Genomic DNA, 16,785 nt, shown 5'->3' with positions numbered 1-16,785 from the left:
TCGGCGTAACGCAAATCTAGTCTACGGTCTAGGCGCATACATCATCACAAATACACCCACCAAAATGATGGTTGCTCCCAGCCAATCCAGGCGATCGGGGATCACGTTGTCTATCTGTCATCCCCAAAGAATAGAGAGGATAATAAAAATTCCACCATAGGCAGCGTACGCCCGTCCAAAGGTTGCAGGTTGCAGGGTAGCAATAAACCCGTAGATTGTGAGCAGAAGCCCTCCGATTAAGACCAGCCAACCGCTTTTGCCCTCCCGAATCCACTGCCAGATCAGGTATCCACCCCCAATCTCACATAGACCCGAAAAGATAAAGAGAATCAATGATTGCAAGGGAATCATAGGGCATTTTCAACACTAGAACACAGGTATTTACGTAGGTTCATTTTCTGGAGCGAGTTCTGGAGAGTTTAGAGACCTATAGGCCGTCTTCGTCAGGGTTTCCAACTCTTGCAACGACGGGAAGCGAGTATCGGTATCCATTCGCAACCAGAGTAAATACTCTATGTTTCCCGCCGGCCCCAACAACGGTGACCAAGTGAGCCCCGCGTACTGCCAGCCCAGCGATTCCGCCGCCTGAAGGACTTGGGCGATCGCCCCAGCCTGGTCTTTGGAATCACGCACCACTCCCTTTTTACCAATCTTGTCCCGACCCACTTCAAACTGAGGTTTCACCAATAGAATCACCTCACGGGGAGATTGAAGCAGTGCCCAAAGTGCCGGAAGAACTTTAGACAACGAGATAAATGAGACATCCACAACACCCAGATCAGAGAAGGGGGATTGGTCAACGGGTTCCTCCATGCCGTAGAGATCGTGAGGCGTAAGGTGGCGGAGATTCGTTCGTTCGCGCAAAATCACCCGTGGATCTTGACGGATACTCCATGCCACCTGACCATACCCAACATCGACCCCATAGACTTTGGCGGCTCCCGCTTGGAGGAGACAGTCGGTGAATCCGCCCGTAGAAATGCCCCCGTCTAGACAAATGCGCCCTTCAACCTCAATCGGAAATTCAGCGATCGCCTTTGCCAGCTTTTCACCCCCTCTAGACACAAAGGGCGATCGCGCCTTCACTTCGATGTCAGCCGTCTCATCAATAGACGCACCAGGTTTGTCTACCACCTGTTGATTTACACGCACCTCTCCCGCTTGAATCAGCCGTTGCGCTTTCTGTCGGGATTCGCATAAGTTGCGCTGAACCAGGAGGGTATCGAGTCGTTGTTTGGCCACGGTCGTCTAATCGGGTTGAGGATTGGATGCGGCTTTCAGCATAGCTTTTGCTTTCTGCCAAAAGGCTTCGAGTTCGTCAATGCTGTAGTCTGCCAGGGGACGCTCGGCGAGGGCTTCGACCTTAGCAAAGCGTTGGATAAAGCGGTCGTTGGTGCCTTGTAATGCCGCTCTGGGGTCGAGTCCTAACCAGCGACCAATATTGATGAGTCCAAAGAGAAGATCCCCCAATTCCTCTTGCTGTCTTTCTTTGGATTCGGAGGCGATCGCCGTTTGGAATTCGTCTAGTTCTTCGTGAAATTTTTCCCACACGCCATCAATCGTTTCCCACTCAAACCCCACTTCCGCTGTCCGCACCGAAATTTTCATGGCGGCCATCATCGGTGGGAGCGATCGCGCATAGCGCTGGAGTCGGGGGGTGAGGGCGGTAGACTGCGGGGCTGTTTCCAGGGACACAACGGTGGGATCGTCGGCGTGTTCCTCGGCGGCCTTGATCTGTTCCCAGTTTTTTCTCACCTCATCGACATTGGCGACATCAACTTCACCGAAGACATGGGGATGGCGACGAATCAGTTTTGCCGTAATTCCCTCGGCGACCGTTGCCAGATCAAACTGTTCGTATTCCTGGGCGATCTGCGCTTGCAGTACCACTTGAAGCAAGAGATCTCCCAACTCATTGGCGATCGCCTTTGGGTCGCCTTGACGGATGGCGTCTACCGTTTCGTAGGCTTCTTCCACAATGTAGGGGGTCAGGCTCTGGGGCGTTTGCTCTAAGTCCCACGGACAGCCGCCATCGGGCGATCGCAACTGGGCGACGACATCCACAAGGTCTTGCAGCGATCGCAAAAGTTTGGATTCGGGGTTCAGGGGGGTGGGGGATGGATTCACAGGGGGCGCGGAAACGATCATCATCCCCTAGTGTACTGGGATGGAGGTAAACCTGTGAGCCAACATCCCTCAAAACGAATTGCGGTTGGCTGGGTATCGCCCATAGCTCACCATTTCATCACCGATATTGATAGACTATCGTGTGCCATCCGTACCCATTGAGTGGCTCCTCTGGTCCATCAAACGTTGAAATAGCCTTATTTCCCCATGGGACAATCACAAAGCCTACCTTTTAACTCAAAAGGCTAAGGGAGATCAATCTCATTAACACGTTGCAAAACGCTGTTGTACAAAGGTTCCGTAACCCAAAATCCAGCCTCACTGATCAACGCATTCAATAAAGGTTTAACATCAGCAATCAAGCCTTGGCTCTTCGCTTCGACTAAGATTCCTAGGATACCTGTGTAGCGCAGGTGTGGTCTACTTGCGATTAGCCGTCCTCGGCGTTCATCAATCAGAACTTGATCCGCTTGAACCTCAACTGCTAGGGCGATCGCCTCAGCTTCTGCAATATCAAGCTCGTTGCTCAAGACTTCAACAAAGGGGCGATCGCTAACAGCACGAGTTTGAATCCATTCAAGGGTTTTGACTTCGGTCGCCCCTGCAACAGGGAAATCAGGGTCAGTTAGTTCTCGATAAACAGCTTCAGGAATAAGAACCGTTCCATACAGTTGATGAAGGAGGTGGAGATGATTGATTGCAGCGAGGTTATTGATGGATGATGTATCACTGACAATAATCACAATCTCCCTAGTTCCCGCAAGTTTTGAATGTCTTGCTCAAAATCTTCCACCCCATAATGCACTGGGATATGGCGACTGGCGAGGAGATGTTGAAAGGCAACGCGGTGCATTCCTGCAAAACGACTGGCTTGAGCAAGAGTCAGTTTTTCGCGCTGAAAGAGCATGACAGCAATTTCTTGACGCATTTCAGCCTCAGTCATGCGAGTTGCAGTTAAGATTTCGTCAGGCACAACAACACTCATAACTCTCGTTCTCGCTGTTTTCCCTATTGTACGCTTCTAGAATCAGAAGGGAATGAGGAACTAGAAACGGCTGCCAGACTCCGATGGAGAGTTCGGATGATCAGGGGCGGACTCGGATGGTGAAGGGGGCAACGCCGAGGGTGACGTAGGCGAAACCTTAGGGTCTATTCCCTCGGGTTGGGAACTTGCTGATGGTTTTGGTTTAGAAACGGTTGATCTCGATGATTTCGATCGGGGCGATCGCCGTCCTTTCGTAGACTTTGACTTCTCCTTGGGCAATGCCGCCTGCCAGCCGTAGTGTTTGACTCGCTTATGGGTCGAAACCAACCAATCCGCAAGGTAGTGGCTAGAGGCTCCTAACTCTAGACCGACGAGAACCGCGAGAGCCTGATATCGATACCGATGGAGCGATCGCCAAAATACATCCCCTATTTCACCCCAACTCCACCCCACTTGGAAAACCTCGTTGATTAGGGTTAACCCCACAAGACAGCCCAGCCCCAGCCAGCATCCTAAATAAATCACCCGAATCACAGTGCCCGTAATCGGTGCATGGGACAGGGGCGATCGATGGCGCATACTGCCTCGGTAGGGCAACCAAATCCAGCGAAACCAGCCCCAGCGCTTATACTGCACCGAGTGAATATCTAAGTCAGGGCCAAGCATTAGCCCACCAAATAAAAACCCAGCAGCCACCCATAGCGTTAGGCTAGGGTTAGTGGTAACGGCAAGGCTTAGCCCTGTTACCAGAGGCAAGCTCCACAAGGTAATGCGATCGTGCGTACGTCCAGAGGGCATCCCTAAACGAGTTAAGTACAGCGACAGAACAAATGTTTTGCAAGTCTGTTTCTATTTAATCGAAATTTGTTGCACAAAATGCAGTTTGTTCTGCTACTATTATTTCTTGTGGTCGGGCGGTTAGCTCAGTTGGTAGAGCGCCTGCCTTACAAGCAGGATGTCACAGGTTCGAGCCCTGTACTGCCCATACTCCGACTTAAAACACCCAAAAATTTGAGGATTTTTTAGGCAGAGCATAGCTTGCAGAGAAGATTCCTGATCAATTTACTGCGTATCCTAGAACGCGATCGAGGAATCTGGATTGACTGCTAAAGGTCTGAACATACGCAATGGACTTGATGAAACCGATGAAAGAGATTAAATCGTGGCGGATGCAAAGCTAGTCATTGCTACAGAAACGTTTTGTGCAGTTTGCCTGAACTACATAAAAGGGCGACTCGGTCATTGACCCAATCGCCCAAGCAGGGTGTTTAAATTTGAAACCTTAGCCTCTCCCAAGGTAAAGATCGCCACGCTTTGTGCCATCTTTCTCACCCAAGAGTAGGTCAGGAATTAGAGTTCCGTAATACTCGCGATCTTACCGCCCTGGCGCTGGACGCGCTGCATGTGCGGCGTTAGCTCCTCGTAGGGAATAATCACAACCTTGTTAACTCGGCGCACTTTGGGATACCCTGGCCCGCTAATCGCTGCAACTTCAACCCGGAACAGCCGACCCGACTTAAACGCCTTGGACCCCCCAAACGCACTGTAGGAAGTCTCTCCTTTCTTGGCGGGTAAAAACGCAAAACCCCCTGCGCCTCCTGATGGCGGAATGACCGCAGAGGCCGTATTGCGAGCTAGTTCGGTCACCAAGCGAGGCGTCTTACCAATTAACTGGGCGCGATCGCTGTTGGCATAGCCACGATATAGGTGCAGAAGACGCGTAAAGCCAACCGAACGCTGACCCGCACCTGTGGTCACCAAGTCCCGGTAATAGGGCACAATATTGTCACCAAAGCTATCTTGATATTCCTGGGAATCAATGTAGGAATCGATATCTGCATCAAAGCCCTTTGACTGATACAGATTCATATGCTCGGTAATTTCCGACTGGTCGTAGGGTGCCCGTCCCAAGAGGTGCTTGTAGTTCAACTCAATCGTCCGGCTGTGGAAATTGCCGTAGAAGAACTTCTGCTTATAAAGTTCGGATTTGGCGACCTGACGGACAAATTCCTGCACCGTGATGCGACCATCCCGCAGGAGGGATTCAGGAATTACAAGACGCTCTGAATCCAAAAGGTGAGGATTTCCCAAAACTTGTTGATAGACCGCCAAGATCACGGCTTCTACTTCGCCCGGCGTCGAATTTGAGCGTAGTTCTAATGGCGCGGCATCACTAAATGCCGATGTCCCTAAACGAGATGCTGCTGTTGTAATAGCCACCTAAGTATATTCTCCTTCAGTAAGGTTGCAACAGAATCAGTCAAATGGAGTAAGTAAACAAAAAAGACATGAATCTATGGCGAACGAAGCCATGCGTTTCACGAACAATTGGATGCTTCCATTCGATAGATTCAGGATTTGCCTACATTCAGTAGATCAAAAATAGGTTTATTTCACGATGACCTCTGGATTTGATCCCCCTAAATTCCCCTTAAAAGGGAGATCTCAAACCATCTTTGGCTCAGTTTCCCCTTTAGGAAAGGGGGCTAGGGGAGATCTAAACAAGGTTTGTGATCTACTGACATTGAAGAATGTCCGGCACTCTGTCATAGTTCGAGCGCTTTTGCACGAGTCTGCCCCGTACAAAAGCGCTCTTCTGCGGAACGCCGATTAAACAGCGGTCACACTAATTATCTTGCTACCAGAACGACTGAGCTGCTGGAGCTTCGGTGTCAGTTGGTCATAGGAAACGAGATACTCAACCGTGCTTCGGCGCACCGCAGCCGCACCACGGGGAGCCGTCTGCAGAACGCGAAGCCGATAGACATCACCTCGACTTCCTCCTAAGCCACCGGAGAGTGCGCCGGGGTTGGGAGACGTAATCGGAGTCGCTAGGTTTCTCGCAACTTCCCAGGTCAGACGAGGTTGTTTTTGCCCCTGGGAGCGATCGCTACTGGCATAGCCACGATACAGGTGCAGCAAGCGACTAAAGCCAATGGCTCGTTGTCCAGAGTGATCCAGTTGAAAATCGCGATGATAGGGAACCACGTTATCCCCAAAGCTATTCTGGTACTCAGGTGAATCAAGATACGAATTAATCTCGGCTTCGTATCCTTCAGAGATGAACAGATCCATGTGATAGGCAATTTCCGCTTGATCGTAGGGTGCCCGTCCGAGAAGATGCTTGTAGTTCAACTCAATAAAGCGAACATGAAAGTTAGGATATAAAAACTTTTGACGGTAAAGGTCTGACATGGCGATCGCGCGCACAAAGTCCCGAACTGAGATCGCACCCTGTACCAAAAGCGATTCAGCCCCAACTAACCGCTCACTGCTCATCAAATACTCGTTACCCAGAACCTGCCGATAAGCTGCCAAAATCACAGCCTGAGCATCGTTCTGGGTCCAGTTGGGGCGTAATTCCACAGGCTCTGCCCCCAAGGGTTCGAGTCCTAATCGTCCTGCCTCTTGTAAGCCAGTCATATCTGTTTCCTCAGATACTTCAATGAATAAACAACGTTTTCACGGCTTGTTACGTTACAGACCATAAAAGGCTGCCCGGAACAATCAACAAAACCACTCCTCGCTACGATGCTTACTACCGCAATAAGCTGGGATTCCCTCAAACGATCTGGCAAGAGGTCGTTCGTACCTTCCGCTCCTACGAGCAACAGCCCAAGGTTGGCGATCCCGTTATGTTCCTGAAAATGGCACAGAGCCTCAACACGACTCCTCGTAGTCCAAATAAAGTTAATGTCTATGACATTGATCTTGAGAAAACAGTCCCTTATCGCAAGGGTTAATCTGTAGCCTAACTGTAGGCGATCTATAAACTACAAAAGCCTCATTCAATCCACTTTTAATGTGGTGGAGCCCATTCAGTGTTTAGGAAGCTTTGCTCAGCACAGAGTCCTAAACATTTTTTGTTGACTAAACCGATCACCAGTTATAGTGCTAGCCATATCGGTTAGGACATTTTGGTGGGGCGGCGAAGCCGCCCCACCAAAATGTCCATGTCCTAAGCTAGCTGGCAACAGCTATAGATTGTTAATCACACAAACGGATACGTAACGAATCAGTTTGCTTTGCTGGAGTTAGCAACACATACCCTTTACGTTATGGTCTGTACCGATCGCCTCTCAACCGCGATCGCCCCAAGGACTTTCGAATAGTCCTAGATCGATAGGGCAGACTAATGATGGAGTTTACTGTTGGAATTGAGCATCGTGAATTGAGGTTGCAAGCGTGACATCCTATCCAAGTTCAAGGTTTCAGCGGGTTTTAATAGTTGGTGCCACCCACGGAAATGAGCTGACCGGAGCCTACGTTGTCCAAAAACTACAGCGATCGCCCACCTTGGCACAACGACCAACGTTTGAGACTATAACCTTAATTGCCAATCCCAAAGCCTTGGCAGCCGTGAGACGCTATATCGATACCGATCTCAATCGCTGCTTTCGACCTCAGGATTTGCAAGACGTAACCCGCTGTACCTATGAAGAGGTGCGATCGCGGAACATTAACAACAGATTCGGCAAAGACGGGGAAACGCCGGCGGATGTGATTCTAGATTTGCATAGCACCACCGCAGCAATGGGCTTGACCCTTATCACCTATCGCCGCCCTTTTAACCTGCAACTGGCGAGTTACGTCCAACAGCAGGTTCCATCGGTCAAAGTCCTAGTTGTGCCGGAACCAGAGCAAGGCTATGCAGGCTTGCGGTCTATTTGTGGGTTGGGATGCACCATCGAGGTTGGGCCAATTGCGACGGGCATTCTCCAAGCCGATCTGTTTCAGCAAACGGAGACCTTGGTGCACCATGCTTTGAACTACGTGGATCACGCCAACCAAGGGAAGATGCCTAAAGGCAATTCGGAACTTACGGTCTATCAGCAAATTGGAAGTATCGACTATCCCAGAGATGAGGATCATCAACTCCGGGCAATGATTCATCCCCAGCGGCAATTTCAAGACTATAAACCGCTCTATCCAGGCGATCCGCTATTTCTATCCTTTGAGGGCGATCGCATTGACTACAGCGGTGATGAGGTTGTCTATCCCGTCTTTATCAACGAAGCGGCTTACTATGAGAAGGGAATTGCCATGATCCTCACGCGCAAACAGCAGATCCTGATCGACCCAATTGAGCCGAGATAGGTCTTTCCCCAAGCCTCAGTAGATCACAAACCTTGTTTGGATCCCCCTCCCCCTTATTAAGGGGGACTGAGAGCCAGGATTCATTGTGAAATACACCTAATTGTCGATCTACTGAGCCTACGCGTCTTCCATTCGCCCTGTTGTTGACAGTCCTTCTACCACAATCGACGGGGTATAGCAGGAACCATTCCAATCGGCATCGCCTCCCAGTTCCACCAAATGCTTCAGAGCAGCGTAGACATTGCCTGCAACCATCGTGTCCTTGACCCGGCCTGTGATCACGCCATTCTGAACCCGATAGCCTAAATCAACATTGATCGAAAAATCTCCTGAAATCCCTGCGCCACCCCCCAAAATTTGATCCACGATTAGACCATTGTCCATGCGGCTAATCAGATCAGGCAACGACCGAAATCCCGGTTCGATCAAGAGGTTAAAAAGACCCGGTGCAGGGTAGCTGCCCAAGCCCGGACGAAACCCATTTCCAGTGGTGCCACTGCCCAGCGCTCGACCAATGCGGCGATCGGTGTAGAACAGTTGTAGCACTCCCTCTTTGATAAACGTAATGGGTTGGGTCGGGGTGCCTTCGTCATCAAAGGGACAGCTAAAAGGGCCTGCATCGGGCTGTTGAGACAGGGTGACGGCCGTAGAGGTGACCTGATCACCGAGGCGATCGCTCCAGGGAGAGGCCCGCTCGATCACCTGTTTGCTATTCAGCGCCGCCTGCACCGTTCCCCACAGCATATCGGCGGCTTTGGAGGTGAACAAAACAGGTACACGACCATTGAGGGGAGCAACGTTGCGCTGTGACCAGTGCAGACGTTGGAGTATCTGTTCAGCGAGGGCTTGAGGATTCAAGCTACCGCGCTTGGTTTGTCCATCGGCAACGGCCAGAAAGTCATCGCCGCGAATCCATTCCGCTGAGAGGTAGCAGCTTAGGGTTGTGTCGGTATAGCTGCTGTCCAGTCCCAGAGAGTTGATCAGATGGGTGTGTTCGACTTCGCAATCCCACTCGGCGGTGCAGAGACATTCAGGATAGCGATCGCGAATGAGGGCGATCGCCTCCTGCCCCCAGTCCACCAAGTGCGGCACGTCTACAAATTCACCAACGTCTGGGTAGTGAGTTTGATTGCCTTGGGTCAGTTCAATCGTTTCCGGCTCGTTCATTTGGCTCAGGGCGATCGCCCGATCCACTAGCATTTGGGGCTCAACAGCCCCGTAGGCGACCGCTAATCCCGGACGACCCTCTCGCCAAAGTCGTAGGGCGGTTCCTTCCGACTCAGTGCTTTCAAGCTGTTTAAGACGATTGGCCTCAAAAAAGACAGGTCGTGAAAAAGATTGGGCTTGGAACACTTCAGCCGCCTCGGCTCCGGCGCGGGCAGCCAGATCGAGCAACTGTTCAGCGTCTATCGTTTGTGATGGTTGTGAATCGTCGAACCCCATGATGATGAAGTCCCAATGGCATATATTAAGCGATCGCAGGCTCCGTCCATGCCAAAACATCGAGCCCCTTAGCACTCATGCACTGGGGTGAATCTATGGCAGTATGAGCCTGACTCCGATTGGTCTATCCCTAATCTTCCAGGATCGGGGGACATTGCGCTAGATAAAATCTCTGGGTTTTCTACTTCGACCAGAGCAACCTATCCCAGCGCCAATTCTTGCAAAAGCCAGAACCCGGCAAATGACTCGGATTCAGGATTATCTTGAACGGCAACAAAGTGGACATTATTTGCGGCTCGTTTGGCCTCTTGAAAACGCTGGGCTTCCGCTTGTAATGCAGGTGTACCGAGGGTTGCTAGTGTCCAGGCATCATTTGCCCCCGTTTCAAGCACAAGTTTGGGAGGGGATGCAACTACATCCAGAAATGCGAGATCCAAGCCAGACATCCACGCGGCCAGCGGCAACGCCCGTGGCGAAAAGATCACTAGCCCCGGCACCTTTGTTTCTGGGGAGATACCTGTCATTTCTAGCGGAAACGCTTCTTTGAAATCAATCGACCATTCAGGCATATCGGCAAAGGCTGCCGCTTCCAGGGTTACAAACGCCCACTGCTGACCCATCAGCGCATCCGGTAAAGGTTGGGGAATACTGTCTCCCATCGCCACAGAGGGATTCGCACTTTCCTGGTAGTTGGGCATTTCAGGATAGACCATTGCCATGCGATCCTGAATCCACTGGTGAAGAGCTAGCATGCGGCGACTAGGAGACACGGTTAGACCTGCATCTTCGACCGCTTTGGTGATCATGTTGTTCATCTGGCGGCGGAAAAAGCGGACACGGTCAGGCGCTTTGGGGGCTTGGGCGATCGCCTCTTCAATGGCCGTGCGGAGCCAAACGGAGTTCACCTCGCTGCTGGTGCAAAATTTGGAAAACCGGAAGAGGGAATCGGGTCGCCGATCGATGTCTGTCGGTGTTTCGCAGATGAGTACTTCCCACAGTTTCTTCTGGTTTTCGTCCAGCACAGGACGCGAGTAGTAGTCCAGTTCCCAAATCACAGTCATAGGGGCGATCGCTTTTTCGTTTACGTGTGTCTCTTGCCCTATTGTCTCGCACTTGCTTCCAAGTTTGATGCGGCGGTTTGGAGCGCCCCCTGAATTTGCTCTGCTTGGAGCGATCGCCCAATGACGATCAGCCGCGTTTGGCGAGGTTCTCCCGGTTGCCAGGGACGGTCATAGAAAGAGCTGAAGCGATCGCCCACCCCTTGTAGCACCAGGCGCATGGGCTTGTTCGGCACGTTGACGAATCCCTTAATCCGATAGACTTCTTGGGTTTGGACTAAGGTTTTAAGCTGCGCGACTAGGCGATCGGGGTCAAAGGCCTGATCGACCACCACCGGAATCGATTCAATGTCATCGTCGTGATCATGGTCGTCTTCATGATCATGGTGACTAGGGCGACTGTCCAGGTTATCTTCCACCGCCGCGTTGAAGCCTAGTAAAACCTCAGGCGCGATCTCACCCTGGGTACAGGGAATCACCTTCACCCCATCCCGCAATTCGTGACGCAGCCAACGTTCAACCTGCGATCGCTGTTCAGGGGTGACGCTATCCACCTTGGTCAACAGCACCATATCCGCACAGGCCAGCTGATCTTCAAACAATTCTTCGATGGGGGTTTCATGTTCCAGGCTGTCGTCGGCTAAGCGCTGGGCGTGAAGGGCTTCCAGATCGCCAACCAACTGTCCAGAGGCCAACGCTTCGCAATCCACAACGGTAACAACGCCATCCACCGTGGCGTGGGTGCGGAGTTCGTGCCAGCGGAAGGCTTGCACCAGCGGTTTCGGCAAGGCCAATCCAGAGGTTTCAATCAAAATACAGTCGATGCGATCGCGCCGTTTCAGCAGTGCCTGCATGGTGGGCAAAAATTCTTCCTGGACGGTGCAGCACAGGCAGCCGTTATTCAGTTCCAGAATATTGGTGTCGGCAGGTTCGTCCTCGTCGCACACCTGGCACGACCGCAGCACTTCACCGTCAATGCCGACTTCGCCAAATTCGTTCACCAAGACGGCAATGCGGCGACCTTCATTATTTTGTAGCAGATGGCGGATCAGGGTAGTTTTCCCTGCGCCCAGAAAACCAGTAACGACCGTGACAGGAATTTTATGCATCGGATTCGGAGTTCAAGTAAAGAACAGGGCGATCGCCCTTCTGTAGAGAATGGATGAGTATCGATCTAATTCAACCAAGAGGAGGTCAGACGTTGGGTGCGATTTTCCCTAGGGTTATGGTGTATCTAGATCTCTTTTCATTCAGAATGTCTTGGGAGACCTCCCCTAGCCCCCCTTGAAAAGGGGAGAACAGTCCCCAAGTCCCCTTCTTAAGGGAAATTAGGGAGATCCATTAGGAGCTATAGGATGTAGGAGCTATAGGATGGGATTTACCCCAACAACGCTTCGGAATTGCCAACAGCAAACCAAACGCCAGCACCGACGCCGAAATAAACAGTTCCGCTCCGGGCAGGTCTAAACTCATGAGGTGCAATCCGGTTCCGGCGATCGCCGCCAGCGCAAAAGCAACCGAAATCCAAATTCCACGGGGCTTTAAGGCCGAAAGTAAACCAATCACCACCACAAAGGCGAAATGATCCACCCCAATGACAGGGTGAGCCAAGCCAGATGTGAATCCCTCAAAAAAAATTGCGGGGGTTCTGCCCCCCAGCGCATGGTGAGCAAAGGCAGGCGTAGACCATGCCAAAACCAGGAAGGCAGATAAACCAATCGCTAAGTGCCCCCAATTTGGACGAGCAAAAATCTTGAAACTAGACACGATCCGTACCTCGCAGATGTGTGAACTGGAAATGCATGGGTCGGTGGGCGTTCTGACTTTAGAGAGTTTTGAGTGTTTAGGTTTGAGTTTTGAGTGAACACTGCATTCAACCGTCAAAACTCATTCCTCAAAACGCTAATCACAGTTGCGGGACAGTGTTGGACTTTCACCAAGCTTTCCCCGATGGATCCTGTTGACCCACCTTCAGTGGCTGTTCCCCACTGAAACCGACGATTCTGTTTGCCAGGTTACTCTATCACGGCAGCTATGCCACGAACTTTAACTTTTCTCTAGGACGTTCCTAGAAGTTTTGTTCCGCGTATTCCAAAATGCCACGGGCGATCGCCTCAGCCATCAGGCTACGCACCGCAGGATCAGACAACAGAGGTGCATCCTCTGAACCAGTCACAAATCCCAGTTCCACCAGCACCGCAGGCATGGAGGTATTCACAATCACGTAGAACCGAGCCGTTTTGATGCCGCGATCGCGCATTCCTGTGAGTTCAACCATATTGGACTGAATCGCCTGTGCTAGGGGGCGACCGCGATCGGAGGCATAGTAGGTTTCGATGCCGTTGATATCTGGACGGCTCATGCTGATGGCGTTGGCATGGATGCTCACAAACAGATCGGCATCGGCGCGTTCTGCCGTCTGTACCCGTGGGGCGAGGTCAATCGTTTGGCTATCGTTGGTGCGCGTCAAGGTGGCGCTAACGCCTTGTTCCTCCAGAATCGCCGCCACCTCTTGAGCGACCGGAAGAACGACGTCAAGTTCACTGAGTCCATTGATGCCGACCGCCCCTGGGTCAGTGCCGCCGTGTCCCGGATCGAGAACCACCACTAAGGTTTGGTCTGACAGGTCTGGTAGTTCACCGCTGGATGTATCAATATCCCCGTTCCTTGCCAGAGGAACCCGCCGTCCATTTTGATCTAATTCCAGGGCAAACTGTTGGTCAGCCAGCATGGTGCCGCCAACCACAAACACACCTGCGGCAGGCTGAGCCAAAACGACCACACTATCGCCATCCTGAGACACCGTGACGCGCAGCAGCGCACTGTTCGCCGGAACTGCCGGAGATAGAACCCCTTCCCCAAGCCGAGCATTCGGAATCACAATCCGGTAGTAAGCCGTTGCCCGATCCCAGGATTCCTCCGTCGTAAACGGACTATCCGCATCGATCTGCAAAATTCCGGTAGGCGATACAGTAATGGATTGAATTACCGCAGGTGCCGCAACTGCTTCAGTTGGCGTCTCGGTCGCTTGAAAATTGATAATGTTCGACCGTCCCGAAACGGGAATAATCACAATGCCACCGAGGGGACTGGCCGAGGCTTGCCAGGTTACCCCTTCGGCAGCCAAATCTAAGGTAATCTCCAGCCCACCATCCTCCAGCGCGGTGACCGTCCACTGACTCACACCGTTGATGTTCTGAGGCAGGGTAGCTGGATTAAATTGCGACGATAGGGCTCCATTTTCGACAATAAAGGTCATCCGCTCAGAGTTAGGCTGACGAGGCATCTCGATCAGCGGTGCGGCTCCACGGGTTCGGATGAAAAATCCATCAGTGGTGGCTTGAATCGAGTCTAACTGTGCGGTAGCGGAATCTTGAGCTAGCAACAGGGACGCCGTCTGATTGAGCGACGAAGATTCGGGTTGGATTTCAGACGTACGAGCAACCGATGCGATCGCCGATGAAGGGGCAGCGATCGCCCATGCTGCAAACCAAAATGCACTCAACGAAAGCCATCGCAACCGCAGAGAAACAAACTTATTCATAGGGTATGGAGTGGGTGTGTAGGAACGAAACGATTGAGACAAAATTGAGACAAAGGATTATTTAGCTTATTTAAGATACTTTAAGATACCGGACATGGGGATCTATTAGGTATCTAGCGATAGCCCAACTGAATATCGCCCGGTTTGAACTGGAGTTCGGTCACGGCGTTTCCGGCCTGATCCAACTCCATCACCCGGAGATGACCGTTAGCCGTTACGCCAAGCACCTGTCCTGAAGACTGATGGATCTGAATAGGGGTTCCAATCCGCGTCAGCAGGCTTTGGTAAGCAGGCAAAATCGGATCAATACCGTGGATTTTCCAGTAGCTATAGCCCGCCAGAATGCCATTGAGGGCGATCGCCCCTACCTCCTCCAGACGGGTAATCGACGGGATATTTCGCTGAGTAACGACAGATTTTAGGGTGATTCCGGTCTCCGGTACAGAATTCTCCCAATTAATACCCACGCCCACAACCGCTTGGCTAATCTGCCCCTGAGCCATCCGCGTTTCGATTAAAATTCCGCCCAGCTTTTGGCGTCCAATCACTAAATCGTTAAACCACTTGATCTGAACCGGAACACCATAATGGCGGAGGACAGCAGCAATTCCCCACGTCGTACACAGCATTAACTGTCCACCTTCCGCAACCGGACACTGCGGTTCTAAAGCCACCGATAGATAAAGCCCTCCCGGTTCCGACTGCCAGAATCGTCCCCATTGCCCACGCCCTGCATCTTGCCGTGCCGCAATGACGGTGGTTCCTTCCCGGTGTCCCTGTGCCAGCAAGTCCCACAGAACCCGGTTTGTAGAGTTCACAACGTCGTATTCATACAGACTCACGGCAGGTCGTGATAGTTGCGCTAGAGGTGATGGCAACTCCAGCGTATGCAAGGTCTGGATGAATCGAGCGGGATTGAAGGACACCGGGTTGAGCCTGCGGTAGAACGACGAAAAAGACTATCTTGAATGGTAACGCGAACGGTGAATTGGCAACGATGACCCACTTTGGCTTATTCGTAGGGCTGACAACCTTAGACATGATCTACCGGGTTGAGGCTCCTCCTACCGCAAACCAGAAGATCGTGGCTTCCGATACGCTGCTGGCGGCGGGAGGACCTGCAACGAATGGAGCGATCGCCTTTCAGCATTTCGGGAATCGAGCCATGATCCTGAGTGCCGTCGGTTGTCATCCCCTCAGTCAGATGATCCATGCCGATGTTCAGGCTTGGGATGGGGCGATCGCTGATTTAGATCCCCAGAATCCCAGTCCACCACCCATCTCGTCTATTCTCGTCACCGAAACAACGGGCGATCGCGCGGTAGTGTCGATGAATGCCGTGCGCCGCCAAGCGCCCGTGGAGAGTATTCCAGAGGAACTGACCGAACTCATCCGCACGCAGACGATTGCTATTGTGCTGATCGATGGCCATCAAATGGCTGTAGGACGGGCGATCGCATTACTGGCAAATGAAGCTTGCATTCCCGTGGTGATTGACGGTGGCAGTTGGAAACCCGGTTTTGAAGCGGTCTTACCCTTGGCCAATGTCGTGATTGCATCCGCTAATTTCCATCCTCCGGGTTGTGAAACCCCAGAGGAGGCGATCGCCTATCTCCAATCTCTTCGGATTCCCCATATCGCCGTCAGTCGAGGCGCAGAGCCAATCCTGTTTCAGATGGGGACGCAAACGGGCGAAATTCCGATTCCCGCCTGTTCAGTGGTGGATACCTTGGGTGCAGGCGATATCCTCCACGGCGCGTTTTGTCATTTCTATCTAAAAAACACCTTTCCGGAAGCCCTGAAACGAGCAGCGGCGATCGCGTCTCGGTCGTGTCAGTTTTTTGGGACGCGGGGGTGGATGAGAGGGGGAGATGGGTGAAGAGGGGGATGGGGTAATGGAGTGATGGAGTGGCGCCCTTGGTTTCAATCCCGATCCTCTTCAGTGATTCATGGTGTCCGGGATGGCTGATTGCTGCTTTCGGGTCTGCTTGGAAAGCGACACTTGGGGAAGTCCCAGTTTGCGGCGCACTTCAGGCAGTGGAGTTGCCCAGTCCGCCTCGATATCCCAATCCAGCAAGCGCTGGGCTATCCGTCCCCAGTGCAGACTGTACCGCAATTCTCGCCAAGACAGGGAACGATGCACCACACCATATAACACCACGATCGCACTGGTGGGGCGAAACACCTGGGCACGGGTAAAGGCTTGCAGCATAAACTCGTCGTGCTCGGAGGCCGACAGTCCGGTCACAACGTGCCAAATGTCGTGGGTACGCTGAATGTAATCGCCCGATTCGATCGGCTCAAATTGGTTTTCGTCCCAAAATCGCACCACTTCTCGTCCTAGGGTTCCATCGGGCAGATTTCGCAGGTGGTCTGGACAAATCTGAATGGGGCGATCGCGCAACACGGGAGGATTCAACGTACGAGCTAGCCACAAAATGAAGCGAGTTTGCAAGTCTCGGTACATGCGCCTTGCCCCCAGCGTTTCAACAGACAAAACAGAGAAGAGCGGATGATTTCTCGATCCGCTC

The 16,785-nt window shown here is 52.1% G+C and carries 16 protein-coding genes, 1 tRNA gene, 1 pseudogene and 1 riboswitch; of the genes and pseudogenes, 3 read left to right on the top strand and 15 right to left on the bottom strand.

Annotated features, from left to right (window positions below):
- Positions 1 to 21: 21 nt before the first annotated feature.
- The 6 genes and pseudogenes from IGR76_01420 to IGR76_01395 form a co-directional block, all read right to left on the bottom strand.
- Positions 22 to 348, bottom strand: a pseudogene (locus IGR76_01420) (YnfA family protein).
- 33 nt (positions 349 to 381) lie between these two features.
- Complete coding sequence (locus IGR76_01415; GenBank protein ID MBF2077198.1) at positions 382 to 1,242, bottom strand: TlyA family RNA methyltransferase; 861 nt, start codon at positions 1,240 to 1,242, stop codon at positions 382 to 384.
- 6 nt (positions 1,243 to 1,248) lie between these two features.
- Positions 1,249 to 2,148 carry a nucleoside triphosphate pyrophosphohydrolase gene (gene mazG, locus IGR76_01410; protein ID MBF2077197.1) on the bottom strand — a complete coding sequence of 300 codons (900 nt, stop codon included), beginning with the start codon at positions 2,146 to 2,148 and terminating at the stop codon, positions 1,249 to 1,251.
- A 224-nt stretch (positions 2,149 to 2,372) separates the two neighbouring features.
- A complete protein-coding gene (locus IGR76_01405; protein MBF2077196.1) occupies positions 2,373 to 2,870 on the bottom strand; it encodes a DUF3368 domain-containing protein in 498 nt (165 codons plus the stop codon).
- Complete coding sequence (locus tag IGR76_01400) at positions 2,867 to 3,112, bottom strand: UPF0175 family protein (protein MBF2077195.1); 246 nt, start codon at positions 3,110 to 3,112, stop codon at positions 2,867 to 2,869. Before IGR76_01400 ends, IGR76_01405 begins: the two co-directional genes overlap by 4 nt.
- 60 nt (positions 3,113 to 3,172) lie before the next feature.
- Positions 3,173 to 3,910: a metal-binding protein gene (locus IGR76_01395; GenBank protein MBF2077194.1), complete on the bottom strand. Its 738-nt coding sequence runs from the start codon at positions 3,908 to 3,910 to the stop codon at positions 3,173 to 3,175.
- 114 nt (positions 3,911 to 4,024) lie between these two features.
- On the opposite strand from IGR76_01395, the gene IGR76_01390 reads away from it, so the two are divergent.
- Positions 4,025 to 4,097: transfer RNA gene (locus IGR76_01390), tRNA-Val, on the top strand.
- Positions 4,098 to 4,462: 365 nt separating this feature from the next.
- On the opposite strand, the gene IGR76_01385 is transcribed toward IGR76_01390, so the two are convergent.
- Both IGR76_01385 and IGR76_01380 read right to left on the bottom strand, forming a co-directional pair.
- Complete coding sequence (locus IGR76_01385; protein ID MBF2077193.1) at positions 4,463 to 5,332, bottom strand: phycobilisome linker polypeptide; 870 nt, start codon at positions 5,330 to 5,332, stop codon at positions 4,463 to 4,465.
- Between the two features lie 390 nt (positions 5,333 to 5,722).
- On the bottom strand, positions 5,723 to 6,535 hold the full coding sequence (locus IGR76_01380; GenBank protein ID MBF2077192.1) for a phycobilisome rod-core linker polypeptide: 813 nt from the start codon (positions 6,533 to 6,535) through the stop codon (positions 5,723 to 5,725).
- 762 nt (positions 6,536 to 7,297) lie between these two features.
- Between IGR76_01380 and IGR76_01375 the strand changes: the two genes are divergently transcribed.
- Positions 7,298 to 8,209: an aspartoacylase gene (locus IGR76_01375; GenBank protein ID MBF2077191.1), complete on the top strand. Its 912-nt coding sequence runs from the start codon at positions 7,298 to 7,300 to the stop codon at positions 8,207 to 8,209.
- Positions 8,210 to 8,326: 117 nt separating this feature from the next.
- On the opposite strand, the gene IGR76_01370 is transcribed toward IGR76_01375, so the two are convergent.
- From IGR76_01370 to IGR76_01345, 6 genes are all read right to left on the bottom strand, one after another.
- Positions 8,327 to 9,652: a TldD/PmbA family protein gene (locus tag IGR76_01370; protein MBF2077190.1), complete on the bottom strand. Its 1,326-nt coding sequence runs from the start codon at positions 9,650 to 9,652 to the stop codon at positions 8,327 to 8,329.
- Between the two features lie 200 nt (positions 9,653 to 9,852).
- The gene (locus tag IGR76_01365; GenBank protein MBF2077189.1) at positions 9,853 to 10,713 is read right to left on the bottom strand and encodes a Tab2/Atab2 family RNA-binding protein; all 861 of its coding nucleotides are present in this window, start codon (positions 10,711 to 10,713) and stop codon (positions 9,853 to 9,855) included.
- 38 nt (positions 10,714 to 10,751) lie between these two features.
- Positions 10,752 to 11,819, bottom strand: a complete 1,068-nt coding sequence (gene cobW / locus IGR76_01360; protein MBF2077188.1) for a cobalamin biosynthesis protein CobW — start codon at positions 11,817 to 11,819, stop codon at positions 10,752 to 10,754.
- Positions 11,820 to 12,051: 232 nt separating this feature from the next.
- Positions 12,052 to 12,462 (bottom strand): HupE/UreJ family protein, encoded by a 411-nt coding sequence (locus IGR76_01355; protein ID MBF2077187.1) that lies wholly within the window; start codon positions 12,460 to 12,462, stop codon positions 12,052 to 12,054.
- Positions 12,463 to 12,501: 39 nt separating this feature from the next.
- Positions 12,502 to 12,724: riboswitch (cobalamin riboswitch) on the bottom strand.
- Positions 12,725 to 12,778: 54 nt separating this feature from the next.
- Complete coding sequence (locus IGR76_01350) at positions 12,779 to 14,254, bottom strand: N-acetylmuramoyl-L-alanine amidase (GenBank protein MBF2077186.1); 1,476 nt, start codon at positions 14,252 to 14,254, stop codon at positions 12,779 to 12,781.
- 113 nt (positions 14,255 to 14,367) lie between these two features.
- Positions 14,368 to 15,096, bottom strand: a complete 729-nt coding sequence (locus tag IGR76_01345; protein MBF2077185.1) for a biotin--[acetyl-CoA-carboxylase] ligase — start codon at positions 15,094 to 15,096, stop codon at positions 14,368 to 14,370.
- A 155-nt stretch (positions 15,097 to 15,251) separates the two neighbouring features.
- On the opposite strand from IGR76_01345, the gene IGR76_01340 reads away from it, so the two are divergent.
- Positions 15,252 to 16,133 (top strand): sugar kinase, encoded by an 882-nt coding sequence (locus IGR76_01340; GenBank protein MBF2077184.1) that lies wholly within the window; start codon positions 15,252 to 15,254, stop codon positions 16,131 to 16,133.
- Positions 16,134 to 16,193: 60 nt separating this feature from the next.
- Here the strand turns inward: IGR76_01340 and IGR76_01335 are convergent, their stop codons facing one another.
- On the bottom strand, positions 16,194 to 16,721 hold the full coding sequence (locus IGR76_01335) for a hypothetical protein (GenBank protein MBF2077183.1): 528 nt from the start codon (positions 16,719 to 16,721) through the stop codon (positions 16,194 to 16,196).
- Positions 16,722 to 16,785 lie beyond the last annotated feature (64 nt).

The sequence above is a fragment of the Synechococcales cyanobacterium T60_A2020_003 genome (genome assembly GCA_015272205.1).
GTDB lineage: Bacteria > Cyanobacteriota > Cyanobacteriia > RECH01 > RECH01 > JACYMB01.
The sequence above is the reverse complement of the archived record's forward strand: the minus strand, read 5'-3'. Positions and strand labels throughout refer to the sequence as shown.

Excerpts from the sequence above, each read along its gene's own strand:
- IGR76_01365 (MBF2077189.1), bottom strand. The coding sequence starts at position 10,713 with ATGACTGTGATTTGGGAACTGGACTACTACTCGCGTCCTGTGCTGGAC.
- cobW (MBF2077188.1), bottom strand. The coding sequence starts at position 11,819 with ATGCATAAAATTCCTGTCACGGTCGTTACTGGTTTTCTGGGCGCAGGG.
- IGR76_01335 (MBF2077183.1), bottom strand. The coding sequence starts at position 16,721 with ATGTACCGAGACTTGCAAACTCGCTTCATTTTGTGGCTAGCTCGTACG.
- IGR76_01350 (MBF2077186.1), bottom strand. The coding sequence starts at position 14,254 with ATGAATAAGTTTGTTTCTCTGCGGTTGCGATGGCTTTCGTTGAGTGCA.
- IGR76_01400 (MBF2077195.1), bottom strand. The coding sequence starts at position 3,112 with ATGAGTGTTGTTGTGCCTGACGAAATCTTAACTGCAACTCGCATGACT.
- IGR76_01395 (MBF2077194.1), bottom strand. The coding sequence starts at position 3,910 with ATGCCCTCTGGACGTACGCACGATCGCATTACCTTGTGGAGCTTGCCT.
- IGR76_01370 (MBF2077190.1), bottom strand. The coding sequence starts at position 9,652 with ATGGGGTTCGACGATTCACAACCATCACAAACGATAGACGCTGAACAG.
- mazG (MBF2077197.1), bottom strand. The coding sequence starts at position 2,148 with ATGATCGTTTCCGCGCCCCCTGTGAATCCATCCCCCACCCCCCTGAAC.
- IGR76_01340 (MBF2077184.1), top strand. The coding sequence starts at position 15,252 with ATGACCCACTTTGGCTTATTCGTAGGGCTGACAACCTTAGACATGATC.
- IGR76_01380 (MBF2077192.1), bottom strand. The coding sequence starts at position 6,535 with ATGACTGGCTTACAAGAGGCAGGACGATTAGGACTCGAACCCTTGGGG.